This window comes from Tsukamurella sp. M9C (assembly GCF_020169415.1).
Classification (GTDB): Bacteria; Actinomycetota; Actinomycetes; order Mycobacteriales; family Mycobacteriaceae; genus Tsukamurella.
This window is the reverse complement of record NZ_JAIULG010000017.1, coordinates 24,759-43,031: the sequence shown is the minus strand read 5'-3', so window position 1 is coordinate 43,031 and position 18,273 is coordinate 24,759. Positions and strand designations below refer to the sequence as shown.

Annotated in this window: 17 protein-coding genes; 9 read left to right on the top strand and 8 right to left on the bottom strand. The window is 72.3% G+C overall.

Annotated features, from left to right (window positions below):
* The first annotated feature begins 60 nt into the window (after positions 1–60).
* The 5 genes from LB823_RS10550 (at position 61) to LB823_RS10530 (ending at position 4,215) form a co-directional block, all read left to right on the top strand.
* On the top strand, positions 61–492 hold the full coding sequence (locus tag LB823_RS10550) for an Lrp/AsnC family transcriptional regulator (protein WP_224646997.1): 432 nt from the start codon (positions 61–63) through the stop codon (positions 490–492).
* Entirely contained in the window at positions 489–1,427 is a 939-nt protein-coding gene (locus tag LB823_RS10545) for a phosphotransferase enzyme family protein (protein ID WP_224646995.1), read from the top strand. Before LB823_RS10550 ends, LB823_RS10545 begins: the two co-directional genes overlap by 4 nt.
* Positions 1,428–1,431: 4 nt before the next feature.
* Positions 1,432–2,706, top strand: a complete 1,275-nt coding sequence (locus tag LB823_RS10540; protein ID WP_224646993.1) for an aspartate aminotransferase family protein — start codon at positions 1,432–1,434, stop codon at positions 2,704–2,706.
* Between the two features lie 113 nt (positions 2,707–2,819).
* Complete coding sequence (locus tag LB823_RS10535) at positions 2,820–3,239, top strand: VOC family protein (RefSeq protein WP_224646991.1); 420 nt, start codon at positions 2,820–2,822, stop codon at positions 3,237–3,239.
* 1 nt (position 3,240) lies between these two features.
* A complete protein-coding gene (locus LB823_RS10530) occupies positions 3,241–4,215 on the top strand; it encodes an RNA polymerase subunit sigma-70 (RefSeq protein WP_224646990.1) in 975 nt (324 codons plus the stop codon).
* 1 nt (position 4,216) lies between these two features.
* On the opposite strand, the gene LB823_RS10525 is transcribed toward LB823_RS10530, so the two are convergent.
* The gene (locus LB823_RS10525; protein WP_224646988.1) at positions 4,217–4,789 is read right to left on the bottom strand and encodes a TetR/AcrR family transcriptional regulator; all 573 of its coding nucleotides are present in this window, start codon (positions 4,787–4,789) and stop codon (positions 4,217–4,219) included.
* 36 nt (positions 4,790–4,825) lie between these two features.
* On the opposite strand from LB823_RS10525, the gene LB823_RS10520 reads away from it, so the two are divergent.
* Both LB823_RS10520 and LB823_RS10515 read left to right on the top strand, forming a co-directional pair.
* Entirely contained in the window at positions 4,826–5,263 is a 438-nt protein-coding gene (locus LB823_RS10520) for a PaaI family thioesterase (protein WP_224646986.1), read from the top strand.
* A gap of 279 nt (positions 5,264–5,542) precedes the next feature.
* Entirely contained in the window at positions 5,543–6,565 is a 1,023-nt protein-coding gene (locus tag LB823_RS10515) for a hypothetical protein (protein ID WP_224646984.1), read from the top strand.
* On the opposite strand, the gene LB823_RS10510 is transcribed toward LB823_RS10515, so the two are convergent.
* Genes LB823_RS10510 through LB823_RS10485 form a run of 6 tightly spaced genes read right to left on the bottom strand, consistent with a single transcriptional unit; the run spans position 6,555 to position 14,293 of the window.
* The gene (locus LB823_RS10510) at positions 6,555–7,229 is read right to left on the bottom strand and encodes a response regulator (protein WP_224646983.1); all 675 of its coding nucleotides are present in this window, start codon (positions 7,227–7,229) and stop codon (positions 6,555–6,557) included. The two genes, LB823_RS10515 and LB823_RS10510, sit on opposite strands and share 11 nt — an antisense overlap.
* Positions 7,226–9,793, bottom strand: coding sequence for an ATP-binding protein (locus LB823_RS10505; RefSeq protein ID WP_224646981.1), 2,568 nt, complete (start codon positions 9,791–9,793; stop codon positions 7,226–7,228). The genes LB823_RS10510 and LB823_RS10505 overlap by 4 nt, the downstream gene beginning before the upstream one ends.
* A 24-nt stretch (positions 9,794–9,817) precedes the next feature.
* Positions 9,818–10,405, bottom strand: coding sequence for a potassium-transporting ATPase subunit KdpC (gene kdpC / locus LB823_RS10500; protein WP_224646979.1), 588 nt, complete (start codon positions 10,403–10,405; stop codon positions 9,818–9,820).
* Between the two features lie 20 nt (positions 10,406–10,425).
* Entirely contained in the window at positions 10,426–12,549 is a 2,124-nt protein-coding gene (kdpB, locus tag LB823_RS10495; protein WP_374201307.1) for a potassium-transporting ATPase subunit KdpB, read from the bottom strand.
* A complete protein-coding gene (gene kdpA, locus LB823_RS10490) occupies positions 12,546–14,204 on the bottom strand; it encodes a potassium-transporting ATPase subunit KdpA (protein WP_224646977.1) in 1,659 nt (552 codons plus the stop codon). Before kdpA ends, kdpB begins: the two co-directional genes overlap by 4 nt.
* Complete coding sequence (locus LB823_RS10485; protein ID WP_074850389.1) at positions 14,204–14,293, bottom strand: potassium-transporting ATPase subunit F; 90 nt, start codon at positions 14,291–14,293, stop codon at positions 14,204–14,206. The genes kdpA and LB823_RS10485 overlap by 1 nt, the downstream gene beginning before the upstream one ends.
* A 92-nt stretch (positions 14,294–14,385) precedes the next feature.
* Between LB823_RS10485 and LB823_RS10480 the strand changes: the two genes are divergently transcribed.
* Positions 14,386–15,588, top strand: coding sequence for an MFS transporter (locus LB823_RS10480; RefSeq protein WP_224646975.1), 1,203 nt, complete (start codon positions 14,386–14,388; stop codon positions 15,586–15,588).
* 192 nt (positions 15,589–15,780) lie between these two features.
* On the opposite strand, the gene LB823_RS10475 is transcribed toward LB823_RS10480, so the two are convergent.
* The gene (locus LB823_RS10475; RefSeq protein WP_224646974.1) at positions 15,781–17,382 is read right to left on the bottom strand and encodes a dolichyl-phosphate-mannose--protein mannosyltransferase; all 1,602 of its coding nucleotides are present in this window, start codon (positions 17,380–17,382) and stop codon (positions 15,781–15,783) included.
* 15 nt (positions 17,383–17,397) lie between these two features.
* Here LB823_RS10475 and rsmI point away from each other — a divergent pair, with 15 nt between their 5' ends.
* Complete coding sequence (rsmI, locus tag LB823_RS10470; RefSeq protein WP_224646973.1) at positions 17,398–18,258, top strand: 16S rRNA (cytidine(1402)-2'-O)-methyltransferase; 861 nt, start codon at positions 17,398–17,400, stop codon at positions 18,256–18,258.
* Positions 18,259–18,273 lie beyond the last annotated feature (15 nt).

Below are 18,273 nucleotides of genomic sequence, written 5' to 3'. Positions count from 1 at the left end.
CCCGCGCAATGTGCTTGCGAAAATAGTTCGATCGGGGCTCGCTGTGGCAATATCTCCGACGTGGATGCACTCGATCGAGCAATCATCGACGAGTTGGTGCACGACGGGCGGCTCACCAACCAGGAGCTGGCGCAGCGCGTGGGCCTCACGCCCGCGCCGTGCCTGCGCCGCGTGCGGCGGCTGGAGACCGACGGGGTGATCACCGGCTACACCGCCGTGCTCGACCCGGCGGCCCTGGGCCGCGGCTTCGAGGTCATGATCAACGCCGACCTCGGGGCCAACGACCGCGCGTCGGTGGAGGCCTTCGAGGCGCGGATCGCCTCGTTCGACGAGGTCATCGAGGTGCGCCGCATGTTCGGCCTGCCCGACTACCTGATCCGCGTGCGCGTCGCGGATCTCGCGACGTACGAGCGCTGGGTCACCACGCACCTCATGGGCGACCCGGCGATCGTGCGCGTGGACTCCCGCATGACGATGAAGGTGGTCAAGTGAGCTCCGCGGAGGCCGATTCCCTCGTCGCGCAGCGCATCGCCGAGGATGCGTGGCCCGGCGGCACCGTCGAACCGCTGCTGGTCAGCGAGAACGCCACCTTCCGCGTGCGCGGCGGGCCGCGGCCGGCGGTGCTGCGACTGCACCGGCCCGGGTACGTCGGCGACGCGGCGATCGCCTCCGAGCTGGCGTGGATCGCCGCCCTCCGCCGCGATACGACGGTGCCCGTGGTCGAGCCGCTGAGCGACGTCCTGATCGATGGCCCGACGGGCCGCCGCGCGGTGCTGTTCGCGGAGCTGCCCGGCGGCCCCGTGCCCGACGAGGCGCTCGACGTCGCGCACTTCGCGGCGCTCGGCGAGATCGCCGCGGTCTTCCACGGGCACGCCGAGTCCTGGCGACGGCCCGCCGATTTCACGCGCTTCACCTGGGGCGTGGAGGAGACGATCGGGCCGCGGCCCCGCTGGGGCTCCTGGCGCGACGGGCTCGCAGTGGGGGAGGCGCACCGTCGGGCGATCGCGCCGGCGGCCGACCGCGCGGCGGAACGGATCGACGCCTTCGGCCGCACCGCCGACCGATTCGGGCTGATCCACGGCGACCTGCGCGCCGCGAACCTCATCACGCCGGGCGCGGGATTCACCGTGATCGACTTCGACGACGCCGGGTTCGGCTGGCACCTCTTCGAATTCGCGGCCGCCGCGTCCTTCGTCGAGACGGACCCGCGGCTGCCGGAGTGGGCGGCCGCCTGGGCCGCGGCGTACCGCCACCGTCGGGCACTGCCCGACGCGCACGCCGCGCTCCTGCCCGACTTCGTGCTGCTGCGGCGACTGCAACTGCTCGGCTGGCTCGGCACGCACGGACATGCACTGGAGGCGGATCCCGGATTCGCCGACGGCACCGTCGAACTGGCGCAGGCGTACCTGGCCGGGCGGCTACTGTGAGCGCGTGAGCTTCTCGGAATCGGTCGCCGCGCACGTCGTGCGCTACGGCGGCACCTTCGCGCCCCTGCCCATCGACCGTGCCGCGGGCACCTACGTGTACTCGGGGGAGCGGCGGTGGCTCGACTTCACCTCCGGCCAGATGAGCGCCATTCTGGGGCACAGCCATCCGGCCATCGTGGCGACCGTGCAGCGGGAGATCGCGACACTCGACCACCTGTTCTCCGGCATGCTCTCGCCGCAGGTCGTGACGCTGGCCGAGCGGCTCGCGGCCACCCTGCCGGAGCCGCTGAGCCACGTCCTGCAGCTGACCACGGGCGCGGAGTCCAACGAGGCCGCGCTGCGGATGGCCAAGCTGTACACGGGCAAGCACGAGATCGTCAGCTTCTCGAAGTCCTGGCACGGCATGACCGCCGGCGCCGCCGCGGCGACCTACTCGTCGGGACACAAGGGCTACGGGCCCACCGCCCCCGGCAACTTCGCCCTGCCGACGCCGAACGCCTACCGCTCGCGGTTCGTGGACGCCGCGGGCAAGTACGACTGGGAGTCGGAGCTGGACTTCGGCTTCGAGCTCATCGACGCGCAGTCGACGGGCTCGCTGGCCGCGTGCCTGGTGGAGCCGATCCTGTCGTCGGGCGGCATCATCGACGTGCCCGTCGGTTACCTCGCGGCGCTGAAGCGCAAGTGCGAGGAGCGGGGCATGCTGCTCATCGTCGACGAGGCGCAGACCGGCCTCTGGCGCACGGGCGCCGCGTACGCCTTCGAGCGCGACGGCATCGTGCCCGACATCCTGACCCTCTCGAAGACGCTCGGCGCGGGCCTGCCGATCGCGGCGGTGGTGACCTCCGCGGAGATCGAGCGCGTCTGCCACGAGCGGGGCTTCCTGTTCTTCACCACGCACGTCAGCGACCCGATGGTCGCCGCCGTCGCGACGACGGTGCTGGACGTCCTGGGCGACGGTGTCGCGGCCTCGGTCGCGGCGCGCGGGGCGCGGCTGCGCGCGGGGCTCGACGAGCTGGCGCTGCGCCACGAGGCCATCGGCGACGTGCGCGGGCGCGGCCTGATGCAGGGCATCGAGCTGGTGCGCGACCGGGACTCCAAGGAACCCGCGAACGAGCTGGGCAAGCTGGTGACGGAGCGCTGCTACGAGCGCGGCCTGCACATGAACGTGGTGCAGCTGCCCGGCATGGGCTCGATCTTCCGCATCGCGCCACCGCTCACGGCGTCGGACGCCGAGATCGACGCGGGCCTGGAGATCCTCGATTCCGCGTTGCAGGGGTAGCTCATCGGCCACCGGAAAATATATCCGCGCGGGCCGATGAGTTCCGGCGACGAGGCCCGTCTAACCATGTGACGGTGTTCGAGAGCGAACGCCGCGGACCAAGGAGCGACGCCATGCACAAGATGATCTTCGTGAACCTGCCCATCGCCGACGTCCAGCGCTCGCGCGACTTCTTCACCGCCGTGGGCTACACCATCAACGAGCAGTTCAGTGACGAGAACGCCATCTCGGTGGAGCTGGGCGAGAACATCGTGGCGATGCTGCTCAAGACCGACTTCTTCGGCACCTTCCACGAGGCCACGACGGCGGCGCCCGGCGTGAAGGAGACCCTCATCGCGCTCAGCGCGGAGAGCCGCGAGGAGGTCGACGAGGTGGTGAACCGCGCCGTCGCCGCCGGCGGCACGGAGGGACGCTCCGAGGATCACGGCTTCATGTACGGCCGCTCCTTCGACGATCCCGACGGCCATACCTGGGAGATCATGTGGATGGACCCGGCCGCCGCCGCGGGCGGGCCCGAGGCCGCGCAGGGCTGACGTGACCGTCGTCGACGCCGGCTTCGACTCCGCCACCGCGCCGCTGCGCGCCGAGCTCCTCGCGCACTGCTACCGCATGTCGGGCTCCGCGTCCGACGCGGAGGACCTGGTGCAGGAGACCTACCTGCGCGCGTGGAAGGCCTTCCACCGCTTCGAGGGCCGGTCGTCGGTGCGGACGTGGATGTACTCCATCGCTACCAACGTCTGCCTCACGGCCGCCACGGCCCGGCGGGTGCTGCCCGTCGGGCTGGGCGGCGAGCCGTCGAATCCGCTGGAGCCGGTGGTGCCGTCGACGGAGGTGCTGTGGCTGCAGCCCCTCCCGGACCGCGCGCTCGGCGATCCGGGGGAGGCGGCGGTGGCGCGGGAGGGCATCGGGCTGGCGATGGTCGCGGCGCTGCAGGTGCTGCCGGCCAAGCAGCGGGCCGCGCTGATCCTGCGCGACGTCCTCGAGTTCTCCGCCGCCGAGACGGCCGCGGCTCTCGAGACCTCCGTCGCGTCGGCGAACAGCGCCCTGCAGCGGGCGCGGGCCTCCATCGGCGACGGTGCCGCCCAGGAGGGCCGCAGGGCCGCCGAGCTGTCCGACCACGAGAAGCAGGTATGGGACGAGTTCTGCGCGGCCTTCGAGCGGCACGACATCGACGGCGTCGTGCGAATCCTCGCCGCCGACGCCACCTGGGAGATGCCCCCGATCCCGGGCTGGTACCGCGGCGCCGAGGCCATCGGCGAGCTGTCGCGGACGCAGTGCCCCGCGCAGGTCGCCGGGGACCTGCGGATGGTCCCGACGGTGTGCAACGGCCTGCCCGCCGCAGCGATGTACCTGCGCTCGCCGGCGGCGGACGGGGCGGGCGGCGACGTCTGGCTGCCCTTCCAGCTGGACGTACTGACCTTCACCGACGGCGAGCTCACCCACGTCTCCGCGTTCCTCGATCCCGCGGACCTGTTCGCGCTCGCCGGGCTGCCGGCCGAACTGCGCTGAATCAGCGGGCGGCGCCGTCGGCGTAGGCGGCCACGGCGAGGCGCCAGGCCCGGTTCCGCGCGTCGACGGTGGGGCCGAGCAGTCCGTGCCGGTCCTTCGTCGCCAGGCCCTCGAGGAGGGCGCCGAAGCCGAGCGCGATCGCCTCGACGTCCGCCCGGTCGGCGCTGCCCGTGAGTGCGCCGAAGGCCTCGACGAGGACCTGCCGGCACTCGTGCACCGGGTGCTCGGGTGGGATCGGGCCGATGAGCGGGCGGGCGAACATCACGTCGACCAGCGCGGGCTCCTGGGCGGCGAAGCGGCGGTAGGCGTCGGCCCAGGCGGCGAGCACCTCGCGGGGCGGACCCTCCGCCTGCGGCAGGGTCTCGACGAGCAGGGCGAAGCCGCGCAGCGCGACCGCGTTCACGAGGCCGTCGCGGTTCCCGAAGAGCTGGCCCAGCGCGGCGATGTTCGTGCCCGCGGCGGCCGCGGCGCGTCGGGTCGTGAGCCCGTCCGCGCCCTCGGCGCGGACGATCTCCAGTGCGGCGGCGGCGATCCCGTCCGCGACCTCGGGCGTCCTGGTTCTCTGTCTCGGCATCTTCCTCGGCAATCGTATCAGTGATATGTTTCGGCCATGACGACCCTGGATCACGTCCTCACCCGCGTCCTCGACTCCATGCCCGTCGCCCGCTGGCTCCAGCTCTCGGTCGACGATGTCACACCCGACCGCGCCGTCCTCTCGATGCCGGTCGTCCCCGACGTCACCTTCGACGGCGTGCACTGCCACGGCGGCATCGTCGCCATGCTGGCCGACATCGCCGCGGTCGGGGCGGCGTTCGCCGCGATCCACGACTCCGGCCGCGTCGCCGCGACCACCGCCATGAACTCCCACAACCTCCGCCCGGCGCGCGGGGAGCGGCTCGTCGCCGTCGGCCGCCTCGTCGGCCCCCCCGGCCGCACCATGATCGCCGCCGCGGACGTCTTCACCGACTCCCTCGACGGCACCCGCTGCCTCACCGGCCTCTACACCGCCACCGCCCTCGACCGCCCGCTCACCGCGCCCGCCGGCTGAGTCTCGCGGCGGCGCGCCCGGAGGCGGGAGCCTGCAGGCTGCCTTCCCGCCGACTCTCGGATTCTGTCCGTTATGGACTCGTCGTCCGAACCGGACAGAAATCGAGAGTCCCGAGATCGCTGCAGTGCAATGCACAGGGCCGTGCCCGGCCGCGCTGCATCCGCCCCCACTCGCCGCTGTTTTCGCGGTCCTCGCCCGGGCGGCGCGCGGTCGTCGTAGCGTCGACGTCGGGATACGTGAGCTTCGGGGGGAGCCATGCACAACTTCCAGGAACGAACCATGCCGATCCGCGATCGGGCGCTGCACGAGGCGGCGGTCCGGGCCGCGCTCGAGCTCGTCGCGGTCGAGGGGCTGGACAGCGCGACCCTGACGGAAGTCGCGCGCCGCCTGCGCCTTCCGAGCGGGGAGCGCGTGTCCGAGCGGACCCTGCGGCGCAAGTACGGCGGCACCGCGCGGCTACTCTTCGCCACGCCGTGGTGGCTGCCGGAGCCGGCCGACGCCGTGCGCGTCGTCCTCGCCCCGCGCCCGCGGCGCACCGAGGGGCCGGTGTGGCCGAGCGGCCCCGCGGCCGAGGCGGCGTCCACCATCGCCGACGACTGCCGGTGCGAGGGCGGCGTGCCGGAGCGCGATCCGCGGGACCGCCCGGCCGGATGCGACTGCGAGGACGGGCGCACCGACGACACGTGGCCGGACGCCGCGTTCTTCACCGACGCCGGCATCGACGATCCGCTCGGCGGTCTCGCCCACGCCTCGCCGACACCGATCGCCCTCCGCGATCTCCTCCACGACCTCCACTCCGTGCTCACCGGCCACCTCGTCGCGACCGGGTGGGCGGCGAACCTGCCCTGGATGCGCGACCTGCGAGAGGAGCGGAGGGAGATCGCGGCATGGCTCGCACTCGCGGAGGCGACGTGGGCGGACTCGCTGGGCCGGACCCTCGCCCGCGTCTTCGACCTCGACGCGACCGGAGGAGCCGCCGCGGCCGCCGCCTTCAGCGCGGTCGCGCGAACGCTCGAGCCGCTGGTCGGCGACCTCGGCGTCGCCCACCACCGTGCCGCGAACCACCGCGCCGCGAACCACAGTTCCGCGCAGGCCCGTGCCGCACGTGGAAACGGGTTGGCCGCCATCGCATCGTCCGCTGAGGCCGACCTGGCCGCGGCCCGCGCCCGCGCGTTCGACGTGCTCGGCACCGTCGTGTCCGTTCCGGACAGAATCCGAGAGCCGCGCGGCAGGAGCACCGTCGCACCCGGCGGGAGGTACGCCGCGCTCCCGAACCGGCGCCGTCCGAGCGCTACGGGATGAAGCGGTAGCCCATCCCGGGCTCGGTGACGAAGTACCGCGGGTGCGCGGGGTCCGGCTCCAGCTTGCGCCGCAGCTGCGCCATGTACACGCGCAGGTAGTTGGTCTCGCGCGAGTACGACGGGCCCCACACCTCGTGCAGCAGCGTCTGCTGCGAGACCAGCCGATCCGCGTTGCGGACCAGCACGTCCACGATCTTCCACTCGGTGGGGGTGAGGCGCACCGTCGCGCCGTCGCGGGTCACCGTCCGCGCCTCGAAGTTCACCTCGAAGGCCTCGGTCTTCGCCGGCGCCGGCGCGTCCACCAGGCCGGTCCGCCGCACCTGCGCGCGCACGCGGGCGAGGAACTCGTCCATCGCGAAGGGCTTGGTCACGTAGTCGTCGGCGCCGATGTCCAGCGACTCCACCTTGTCGTCGCTGCCGTGCCGCGCGGAGAGCACGATCACCGGGGAGGTGCAGAACTCCCGCAGCTTCGCCAGCACCGCGGTGCCGTCGAGGTCGGGCAGGCCGAGGTCGAGCACCACCACGTCGGGCGTCCGCTCGCGCGCGATCTGCAGGGCCGACCGGCCGTCGGACGCCGTCTCCACCTCGTAGCCGCGGGCCTTGAGGTTGATCCGCAGGGTGCGCAGGATCGCGGGCTCATCGTCGACCACCAGAACGAACGTCACGAGACCACCTCATCACTCGACACCGGCTGCGCGGCGGGCAGGTCCACGATCATGGTCAGGCCGCCGCCGGGGGTGTCCTCCGCGGTGAGCGTGCCGCCCATGGCCTCGGTGAGCCCGCGGGCCACCGCGAGCCCGAGCCCGACGCCGTTGCCGGCCGGGGCGTCGCCCATCCGCTGGAAGGGCTTGAACATGGCCTCGCGCTGCTCCTGCGGCACACCAGGGCCGTGGTCGCGGACGTGCACCTGCAGGCGGTCCCCGTCGGGGGTGTGCACGCCGGAGACGCCGACGGTGACCGGCCCGCCCCGCGAGTGCCGCACGGCGTTCTCCACGAGGTTCGCCAGCACTCGCTCCAGCAGCCCGGGATCCGCCAGGGCGGTGGGCGGCGCGTCGGTGTCGGCGCAGGCGAAGTCGAAGGCCAGGTCGGCGTCGGGGAGCGCGGTCCAGATGGCGGGCAGGACCTCCTCGATCCCCACCTCGCGGGTGAGCAGCGTGAGCGAATCGGACTGCAGCCGCGACATGTCGAGCAGGTTCCCCACCAGCGAGTCCAGCCGGTCGGCGCTCTCCTCGATGGTCGCGAGCAGCTCGGCCTCGTCCTCGTCGGACCACTCCACGTCGTCGCTGCGCAGCGACGAGACGGCGGCCTTGATCCCGGCCAGCGGGGTCCGCAGGTCGTGCGAGACCGCGCTGAGCAGCGCCGTCCGCGCGCGGTTGCCCTCGGCCAGCGTCCGGGCCTGCTTGGCCTCGGCGCTGAGCGCCTCCCGGTCGAGCCGGGCCGCCGCGTGCGCGGCGAAGGCGACGAGCAGCCCGTGCTCGGAGGCGCTGAGCGGAGCGCCGTTGACCACCAGGGCCACGTTGTCGCCGACCATCGCGGCGTCGGTGCCGTCCTCCGGGCTGAGCGGCGACTCGCGCCGCCCGGCGACCAGCTGCCAGGGGGAGTCGGCGTCGTCGCGCCGCAGCAGGGAGGCGCCGCGCAGCCCGAAGGTCACGATGGCCTCGTCGAGCAGGGCGGGGATCTCGTCGTCGGTGTTCTCGGTCGCCAGCAGGGTGTCGGCGAGGCCGCTGAGCACGTCGGCCTCGGCGCGGGCGCGGGCGGCCCGGGCGGTCTGCCGGGCGGCCAGGGAGACCACCGACGCGACCGCGATCGCCGTCAGCACGAACATGGCGACGGCGAAGACGTTCTCGCCCGACGCCACCGTGAACGTGTACAGCGGCGGCGCGAAGTAGTAGTTGAGCAGCACCGATCCGAGGATCGCCGCGGGCACCGCCGGCCGGATGCCGCCGACCAGGGCCACCGCCACCGTCAGCATGAGGAAGAGCATCAGCTCGGTGGGCAGCGAGTGCCACTGCCGGGTCTGCGCGAGCAGCGCCGTGAGGAGTACCGGCCCCGCGATCGCCAGCACCCAGCCGGCGATGGTGCGCCGCTTGCCCAGCAGCACGGGGTCGGGGCCGTCGATGCGGGGGAGCAGCCGGCGCCGGCCCGCGCCCGCGGCCCGCTCGTGTGTGACCACCTGCACGTCGATGTCGCCGGAGCCCTCGATCACCGCGTCCGAGACGGGCCAGCGCACCACCGAGGTCAGCGCTCGGTGCCGCGACTTGCCGAGGATGATCCGCGAGGCGTTCACCGAGGTCGCGTACTGCAGGATCGCGGCGGCCACGTCGTCGCCGGTGACGATCTGGAAGGTGCCGCCCAGCGATTCCGTGAGCTGCCGCAGTTGCGCCAGCGAGGCGGGCGAGGCGCCCGAGAGGCCGTCGCTGCGCGCGACGTACACCGCGCGCAACTCGCCGCCCGCGCCCTTCGCCGCGATCCGGGCCCCGCGGCGCAGCAGCGTCCCGCCCTCGGGGCCGCCGGTGAGCGCGACGACGGTGCGGTCACGGGTGGGCCAGGCGGCCGAGATGCCCTGCTCGGAGCGGTACTGCTCGAGCCGCTCGTCCACGCGGTCGGCCAGCCACAGCAGCGCGAGTTCCCGCAGCGCCGTGAGGTTCCCGATGCGGAAGAAGTGCGAGAGCGCGGCGTCCACCTTGTCGGGCGCGTAGATGTTGCCGTGCGCCATGCGCCGCCGCAGGGCCTCCGGCGTCATGTCGACGAGCTGCACCTGCTCGGCGCGGCGGACCACCCCGTCGGGGATCGTCTCGCGCTGCCGCACGCCGGTGATCGACTCCACCACGTCGCCGAGGGACTCGAGGTGCTGGATGTTGACCGTGGTGATCACGGTGATGCCGGCGTCGAGCAGCTCGGCGATGTCCTGCCAGCGCTTCTCGTTCTTCGAGCCGGGGGCGTTGGTGTGGGCGAGCTCGTCGACGAGGACCACCGTCGGGTGCGCGGCGATCACCGCGTCGACGTCCATCTCCTCGAGCACCGCGCCGCGGTACTCGACCTTCCGGCGGGGGATCACCTGCAGCCCCTGGACCTGGGCCTCCGTCTGGGGCCGGCCGTGGGTCTCGACGTAGCCGACGACCACCGACGTCCCGCGCGAGGCGCGGCGCACGCCCTCGGTGAGCATGGCGTAGGTCTTGCCCACGCCCGGCGCGGCGCCCAGGTAGACGCGAAGAAGCCCCTTCGGCATGTCTCCCCTCCTCCTCCGCCCGGGCTACTTCGCCGCGGCGGCGAGGTCGGTGAGCGCGAGGTTCAGATTCACCACGTTAACCCGCTCCTCGCCCAGGTAGCCGAGCTGTCGGCCGTCGGTGTGCGCGGCCACCAGCGCGGTCACCCGCTCCGGCGCCAGGCCCCGGGCCTTCGCGACGCGCGCCACCTGCTGCCGCGCGTACGCGGGGGAGATGTGCGGGTCCAGGCCGGAGAAGCTCGCCGTCACGGCGTCGGTCGGCACGTCCGACGGTGCCACCCCGTCCTCCGCGGCGACCTTCGCGCGGCGCTCCGCGATGAGCGCGACCAGCTTCTCGCTGTTCGGGCCGAGGTTGGTGCCGCCGGAGGCGGGGGTGTCGTACTCGCCGGCGGACGGGCGCGGATGGAACCACTGCGGACCGTCGAACTTCTGGGCCAGCAGTTCGGACCCGACGACGGTGCCGTTCTGTTCGACCTGCGAGCCGTTCGCCTTCGCGCTGAAGGCGACCTGCCCGACGCCCCAGATCGCCAGCGGGAACAGCGCGCCGAGGACGACGGTCATGACGATCAGCATGCGCAGGCCGGCGAGGAGCTGACGCGGTGTGGAACTCAACATGTCAGTGCCTTTCGGGACGATCAGGAGAGGCCGGGGATCAGCTGGACGACGAGGTCGATCAGCTTGATGCCGAGGAAGGGGACGACGATGCCGCCGAGGCCGTAGATGGTGAGGTTGCGCGCGAGCAGCTTGTCGGCCGACTTGGCGGTGTACTTCACGCCCCGCATCGCGAGCGGGATCAGCGCGACGATGATCAGCGCGTTGAAGATCACCGCCGAGAGGATCGCCGACTGCGGGCTGTGCAGCCGCATCACGTTGAGCACGTCGAGGCCGGGGGCCAGGGGCACGAACATCGCGGGGATGATCGCGAAGTACTTCGCGATGTCGTTGGCGATCGAGAACGTGGTCAGCGCGCCGCGGGTGATGAGCAGCTGCTTGCCGATCTCCACGATGTCGATGAGCTTCGTCGGGTCGGAGTCCAGGTCGATCATGTTCCCGGCCTCCTTCGCGGCGGAGGTGCCCGTGTTCATCGCGACGCCCACGTCGGCCTGCGCGAGCGCGGGCGCGTCGTTGGTGCCGTCGCCGGTCATCGCGACGAGGCGGCCGCCCTCCTGCTGCTGCTTGATCAGCGCCAGCTTGTCCTCGGGGGTGGCCTCGGCGAGGTAGTCGTCGACGCCCGCCTCCGCGGCGATGGCCTTCGCGGTCAGGGGGTTGTCGCCGGTGATCATGACGGTGCGGATGCCCATCGCGCGCAGTTGCGCGAAGCGCTCGCGCATGCCCGCCTTGACCACGTCCTTGAGGTGCACGACGCCCTGCAGGGTCGGGGCGGCGCCGGGCTCGGCGTACGCGACGACCAGCGGGGTGCCGCCGGTTCCGGAGATCTCGTCGACGGCCAGCCGCACGTCGACGACGCCGAGCGCCTCGGAGACGGCCTCGCCGAGGGGCTCGCCGGGCCCGTCGACCCGGTGCTCCGCGGCGACCCACGCCAGCACGGCCGCCGAGGCGCCCTTGCGGATGCGGGTGCCGTCGGGCAGGTCGACGCCCGACATGCGGGTCTGCGCCGTGAAGGGCACGACGGTGCCGAGGCGGACCGTCGGGACCTCGTGGCCGTGCTCCGTCGCCAGGTCGACGATGGAGCGCCCCTCGGGCGTCTCGTCGGCGAGCGAGGCGAGCAGCGCGTGCCCGGCGAGGGTGTGCTCGTCGACGCCCGCGACGGGGTGGAACGACGTGGCGCGCCGGTTGCCGTAGGTGATGGTGCCGGTCTTGTCGAGCAGCAGCGTCGAGACGTCGCCCGCGGCCTCCACGGCGCGGCCCGACTTGGCGATGACGTTGCGCTGCACCAGCCGGTCCATGCCGGCGATGCCGATCGCGGAGAGCAGCGCGCCGATCGTCGTGGGGATGAGGCACACGAGCAGCGCCACGAGCACCACCACGTCGACCGCGCCGCCCGAGTAGATCGCCATCGGCTGCAGCGTCGCGACGGCGAGCAGGAAGATGATCGTGAGCACTGTGAGCAGGATGTTCAGGGCGATCTCGTTCGGCGTCTTCTGCCGGTTGGCTCCCTCGACGAGGCCGATCATCCGGTCGATGAAGCTCTTGCCGGGCTCGGTCTTGATCTCGACGACGATGCGGTCGGACAGCACGCGGGTGCCGCCGGTGACGGCGCAGCGGTCGCCGCCGGACTCGCGCACGACGGGGGCGGACTCGCCGGTGATCGCCGACTCGTCGACGGTCGCCATGCCTTCGACGACGTCGCCGTCGCCGGGGATGACCTCGCCGGCCTCGACGATCACGAGGTCGCCGACGTGCAGCTGCGATCCGGGGACGTGCTCCTCGCCGGACGCGGTCCTGCGCCGCGCGATCGTCTCCGTCTTGGCCTTGCGCAGCGAATCGGCTTGCGCGCGGCCGCGGCCCTCGGCGACGGCCTCGGCGAGGTTCGCGAAGAGCACCGTCGCCCAGAGGAAGACGGCCACGGACCACGCGAACACGGACGGGTTCACGATCGCCAGCGCGGTGGTGTAGACCGAGGCGATCCACACCACGAAGACGACGGGCTGCCGGATCTGCGTGCGCGGGTCCAGCTTCGCGGCCGCGCGGGGCAGCGCCGACTTGAGCTCGGCGAGCGAGAACGCGGAGCGCCGCTTCGGTGCCTGGGTGACGGCCTTCGGGTCCGACGGGGTGGTGTCGGTCAGCGTGTTCGTCACTGGGTGACCTCCGAGATCGGTGCGAGCGCGAGGGCGGGGACGAAGGTCAATCCGGCCACCAGGACCACGACGCCCACGGTGAGGCCCACGAACAGCGGGCGGTGGGTGGGGATGGTGCCCGCGGTGGCGGGCACGGGGTGCTGCTTGGCGAGCGCGCCGGCCAGGGCGAGGATCGCGACCATCGGCGCGAACCGGCCGAAGAGCATTCCGGCGCCCAGGGTGTAGTTGAACCACGGGGTGTCGACGGCGAGTCCGGCGAAGGCGCTGCCGTTGTTGTTCGCGGCCGAGGCGTAGGCGTAGAGGACCTCGGAGAGGCCGTGCGCACCGTCGTTGGTCATGGCGGCGACGCCCTGCTCCTGGACCACGGTGGCGGCGGTGCCGACCAGCACCAGCGCGGGCATCACCAGGATGTACAGCGCGGCGAGGGTGATCTCGGTGCGGCCGATCTTCTTGCCGAGGTACTCGGGGGTGCGGCCCACCATGAGGCCGCAGAGGAAGACGGTGAGGACGGCGATGACGAGCATGCCGTAGAGGCCGGATCCCACGCCGCCGGGGCTGATCTCGCCGAGCAGCATGTTCACCAGCGCGGCGCCGCCGGCGCCGGGGGTGAGGCTGTCGTGCGCGGCGTTCACGGCGCCCGTCGACGTGCTGGTGGTGGCGGTGGCGAACAGGCCGGTGCCCCACTGGCCGATCCGCAGCTCCTGGCCCTCGAGCGCGGCGCCCGCGGCCCTGCCGGCCGTGCCCTGGTTGCCCAGCTGCGCGCCGATGGAGATCGCGGTGGAGACGGCGAAGATCACGGTCATCGAGCCGAGGATCGCGTAGCCCTGCCGGTGGTTGCCGACGAGGTTGCCCAGCATGCGGGGCAGCGCCACGGGGATGAGCAGGATGAGGAAGATCTGGAACAGGTTGGTCGCGGCCGTCGGGTTCTCGAAGGCGTGCGCGGAGTTGGCGTTGAAGTAGCCGCCGCCGTTGGTGCCGAGGAGTTTGATGACCTCCTGGCTCGCGACGAGGCCGCCGGTGAGCACCTGCTTCTGCCCGTCGAGCCCGACGATCTCGTGCCGCTGCCACAGCGTCTGCACCACGCCCTGCGCCATGAGGATCACGGCGCCGATCGCGGCGATCGGCAGCAGCACGCGCAGCGTGATGCGGGTGAGGTCCACCCAGAAGTTGCCCAGCCGGTCGGTGCGGGAGCGGACGAAGCCGCGGATCAGCGCGACGGCGACCGCGATGCCGACGGCCGCGGAGACGAAGTTCTGCACCGCGAGGCCGATCGCCTGCGCGATGAGGTTCATGGCGCTCTCGCCCGAGTACCACTGCCAGTTGGTGTTGGTGACGAAGGAGATCGCGGTGTTGAGGGCCTCGTCGAAGCGCCACTGCTTCGGCTCGACGCCGGGCAGCCAGCCCTGCACGAGCAGCAGGATCGTGAGCGCGACGATGCTGACGGCGCTGAACGCGAGCGCGGCCAGCGCGTAGACCCGGTAGCCCTGCTCGGCCTCGGGGTCGGCGCCCACGAGGCGGTAGACGACGCGCTCGACCCGCCAGTGCTTCGGCGTGGTGACCACGTGCGCCAGGTAGTCGCCGAGCGGGCGGTACGCGATGGCCAGCGCCGCGACCAGGGTGCCGATCGTCAGCAGGCCGGAGAGGGTGCCGCTCATCAGAAGCGCTCCGGGCGCAGCAGGGCGTACAGCAGGTACGCCAGGGTGAGGATCGTGGCCGCCAGAGCCAGCGCGTTGGAGATGTCCATGGGCTCCACTGGACCACCGGGAACGGGCGTTTTCACGCCCCCTTAACGCCCCCGATGCGGGTCTTGACGCGTTCTTAGCGGATGATGTTTCGGTGAACTCAGCAGCTTCCGCGCCCGCGCCGCAGCGGGTACCGCCGGAGGTCTGGGTCCTCGTCGCGGCGAGCTTCGTGATCGCCCTCGGATACGGCGTCGTCGCGCCCGCCCTGCCCGCCTTCGCCCGCACCTTCGACGTGGGCATCGGCGCCGCGTCCGCGGTCGTCAGCGCCTTCGCGATCATGCGGCTCGCCTTCGCGCCCGCCACCGGCCCGTTGGTGAAGGCCTTCGGCGAACGCTGGATCTACATGACGGGGCTCCTGATCGTCGCCGCCTCGACGCTCGCCGTCGCCTTCGCGCAGAGCTACTGGCAGCTCATGCTCTTCCGCGGGCTGGGCGGCGTCGGATCGGTGATGTTCACCGTCTCGGCGATGGGCCTGATGATCCGGATCGCGCCCGCCGAGATCCGCGGCAGGGTCAGCGGCGTGTACTCGTCGAGCTTCGTGCTCGGCGGGATCTGCGGCCCGCTCCTGGGCGGCGCGCTCGTCGGCTTCGGCCTGCGGGTGCCGTTCGTCGTCTACGCCATCGCGCTCGTCGTCGCCACGCTCGTCGTGGGGATCGCGCTGCGCGGCAGCACCCTCGCGGGCCGGGAGGAGGCCTCCTCCGAACCGGGCACGACGGTGCGCGAGGCCCTCGCCGACTCCGCCTACCGGGCCGCGCTCTTCACCTCGGTGGTGTTCGGCTGGGTGTACTCGATGCGGGTCTCGCTGCTGCCGCTGTTCTTCGCCGCCGTGCTCGATCAGCCCGCCGCGATCGCCGGCTACGCGCTGGCCGCCTACGCCGCCGGCGACGTGCTCGCCATGTTCCCCGCGGGCCGCGCCTCCGACCGCTACGGCCGACGCCCCTTCATCGTGGTCGGCATGCTCGTCATCGCCGCGGGCACGCTGGCGCTGGGCTTCACCGATTCGGTGCTGGTCGCCTTCCTCGTCACGGTCGTCGCCGGGATCGGGACGGGCCTCGTCGCCCCGACCATGCAGGCCTCCCTCGCCGACGTGCTGCAGGGCAAGGGCCGCAGCGGCGGCGCGCTCTCGGCCTATCAGATGGCGCAGGACGCGGGCACCATCTCCGGCCCGCTGCTCGCCGGCGCCATCGCCCAGTACCTCGGCTTCACGTGGGCCTTCGCCATCACGGCCGCGCTGTGCGTGGTCGCCGCGTTCGTATGGATGCTGGCGCGCGAGACCCGCGTCGCCGCGACGGCCTGAGCGCGGCGCCCGCCCGTGCGCGCCTACGGCCGCACCCCCGTCGTGGTCGGCGACGTGCACCGCATCGACGACTCTCGGATTCTGTCCGCTTCGGACACCGTGTCCGAACCGGACAGAATCCGAGAGTCTCGTCGCAGCGTGAACGGGGACCTTCGCCCCGGCCTGCCGGGCCGACGCCCCGCCCTCCGGGCCCTACTGCCAGCTGGGCAGCCAGAGCTCCAGACGCCACCACCACATCGGGATCGGCGTGGCGGTGAGGATCGGCCACAGCCAGGCGAAGTTGAGCACCACGATCGTCGCGTAGAGCACCACCAGCCAGCGGCCCAGCTGCAGCCGCTCGAAGCCGAAGTACCGGGCGCGGCCGTCGAGGCCGAGGACTTCTCGGCAGATCAGCGCGATCATGATGCACAGGAAGGGCATCAGGGTGAGCGCGTAGAAGTAGTACATCTGCCGGTCGAGGTTGAGGAACCACGGCAGATAGGTCGCGAAATACATGGTCACGGGCGCGGCGTAGGCCCAGTCCCGCTTGACGAACATCTTCCACAGCGCCCACAGCACCACGGGCACGGCGATCCACGTGAGCGCCGGCGTGCCGACCGCCATCACCGCGCGCACGCACGGCCCGTCGCCGCACATGCCCCCGGACTGGTCCGCGGTGTAGTGGTAGAGCATCGGCCGCAGGCCCATCGGCCAGGTCCACGGCTTCGACTCCCACGGGTGGTGGTTGCCTGCGGAGTTCGTCAGGCTGTCGTGGAAGTCGAGGATCGTGGTCTCGTAGAAGAACAGGGAGCGCAGCGCCGCGGGGACCCAGCCGAACGGGCCGCCCTCGCCGACCTGGTTGCCCACCGCGTACCGGTACACCGACGTCTCCGAGGTGAACCACGGCCAGAAACTGCCCAGGTACACCAGCACCGGGACCACCCCGAGCGACATGCCCGACGGGATCAGGTCGCGCAGCAGCACCCCGCGCCACGGACGCAGCACGCCGTACTGGCGTCGGTTCGCCACGTCGAACGCCAGGGACAGCACCAGGACGCCGATGAGGAAGTAGATGCCCGACCACTTCACGCCGCACGCCAGGCCCACCATGATCGCGGCGGAGAAGCGCCACCAGCGGAAGCCCAGCCGCGGCCCGTACAGCGAATCGGTGATCCGCCCCTCGAGCGCCGCGCGGTGCAGCCGCTCCCGCATCTGGTCGCGGTCCACGAGGATCATCGAGAAGGCGGCGAAGCCGAAGAAGACGAGGAAGATGTCGAGCAGCGCGACGCGCGAGGAGACCATCGTCAGGCCGTCGCAGATGAGGAACAGGCCGGCCAGGCCGCCGATCAGCGTGGACCGCGCGAGCCGCCGCGCCGCGCGGATCACCAGGAACACCAACAGTGTGCCGCACACCGCCGACATGAACCGCCAACCCAGCGGGCCGTAGCCGAACAGCCACTCGCCGATCGCGATCATCCACTTGCCCACGGGCGGGTGCACGACCAGCCCGAAGCCGGGGTTGTCCTCGATCCACTGCCCGCCCGAGAGCACCTGCCAGCCCTGCGGCGCGTAGTGCTTCTCGTCGAAGACCGGCGTCTGCACCGGCGTGCTGCCGATGAAGCCCGTGTTGCTCGGATAGCCCAGGTTGAAGAACCGCGTCGCCGCCGCGACGGCGGTCAGCACCAGCGTCACGGTCCAGCCGAAGGCGCGGTCCGTCGCGCCGAACACCGCGGGCGGGAGCCTCGGGCCGGGGCTCACCATCTCGCGGTCCTCGCTACGCCCCTCGGGCATCGCCACAGCTGTCACGCGAACCATCGTAGGGTGTGACCCGTGGGAACAGAGGACGCGCGCGGGGCACTGATCGTCGCCGGAGTGCCGATGGGCAACCCGGGTGACGCCACCGCGCGCCTGATCGCGGCGCTCGGATCCGCCGACGTGATCGCCGCCGAGGACACCCGTCGGGCGCGCTCCCTGGCCGCCTCGCTGGAGGTGGAGATCGCCGGGCGCGTGCTCAGCTTCTACGACCACAACGAGGCCGGTCGCATCCCGCAACTGCTCGCCGCGCTCGATGCCGGCGAGAGCGTCCTCCTCATCACCGACGCAGGCATGCCCTCGGTCTCCGACCCCGGATACCGCCTGGTCGCGGCGGTCGTCGAGGCCGGACACCGGGTCACCTGCTTGCCCGGGCCGTCGGCCGTGACCACCGCGCTGGCTCTGTCGGGGCTGCCCGTCGAGCGGTTCCTGTTCGACGGTTTCGCCCCGCGCAAGTCCGGTGCCCGGCGGTCCTGGCTTTCGGAGCTCGTCACCGAGCGGCGGGCGGCCGTGTTCTTCGAGTCGCCGCACCGGCTCGCCGACACCCTCGCCGACGCCGTCGAGGTGCTGGGAACCGAGCGGCGCGCCGCGGTGTGTCGCGAGCTCACCAAGACCTACGAGGAGGTCCGCCGGGGCACGCTGGGCGAGCTCGCGGCGTGGGCCTCCGACGGGGTGCGCGGCGAGATCACCGTCGTGGTCTCCGGCGCCGATCCGGTCTCCGCCGACCCCGAGGACCACGTCGCCGCCGTGCTGCGCCGCGTCGACGCGGGGGAGCGGCTCAAGGACGCCTGCGCCGCCGTCGCCGCGGAGACCGGCGCCTCCAAGCGCGACCTCTACGAGACGGCGCTCGCGCAGCGGCGCTCGGATTCCGACGACTGACCCGGTACCGGAACG

What these genes read in the sequence shown, in the direction of transcription:
- LB823_RS10525 (WP_224646988.1), bottom strand. Translation starts at nt 4,789, where the DNA reads ATGCCGAGACAGAGAACCAGGACGCCCGAGGTCGCGGACGGGATCGCC.
- kdpC (WP_224646979.1), bottom strand. Translation starts at nt 10,405, where the DNA reads ATGTTGAGTTCCACACCGCGTCAGCTCCTCGCCGGCCTGCGCATGCTG.
- LB823_RS10505 (WP_224646981.1), bottom strand. Translation starts at nt 9,793, where the DNA reads ATGCCGAAGGGGCTTCTTCGCGTCTACCTGGGCGCCGCGCCGGGCGTG.
- LB823_RS10520 (WP_224646986.1), top strand. Translation starts at nt 4,826, where the DNA reads ATGACGACCCTGGATCACGTCCTCACCCGCGTCCTCGACTCCATGCCC.
- LB823_RS10515 (WP_224646984.1), top strand. Translation starts at nt 5,543, where the DNA reads ATGCCGATCCGCGATCGGGCGCTGCACGAGGCGGCGGTCCGGGCCGCG.
- LB823_RS10485 (WP_074850389.1), bottom strand. Translation starts at nt 14,293, where the DNA reads ATGGACATCTCCAACGCGCTGGCTCTGGCGGCCACGATCCTCACCCTG.
- LB823_RS10475 (WP_224646974.1), bottom strand. Translation starts at nt 17,382, where the DNA reads ATGGTTCGCGTGACAGCTGTGGCGATGCCCGAGGGGCGTAGCGAGGAC.
- LB823_RS10535 (WP_224646991.1), top strand. Translation starts at nt 2,820, where the DNA reads ATGCACAAGATGATCTTCGTGAACCTGCCCATCGCCGACGTCCAGCGC.
- kdpA (WP_224646977.1), bottom strand. Translation starts at nt 14,204, where the DNA reads ATGAGCGGCACCCTCTCCGGCCTGCTGACGATCGGCACCCTGGTCGCG.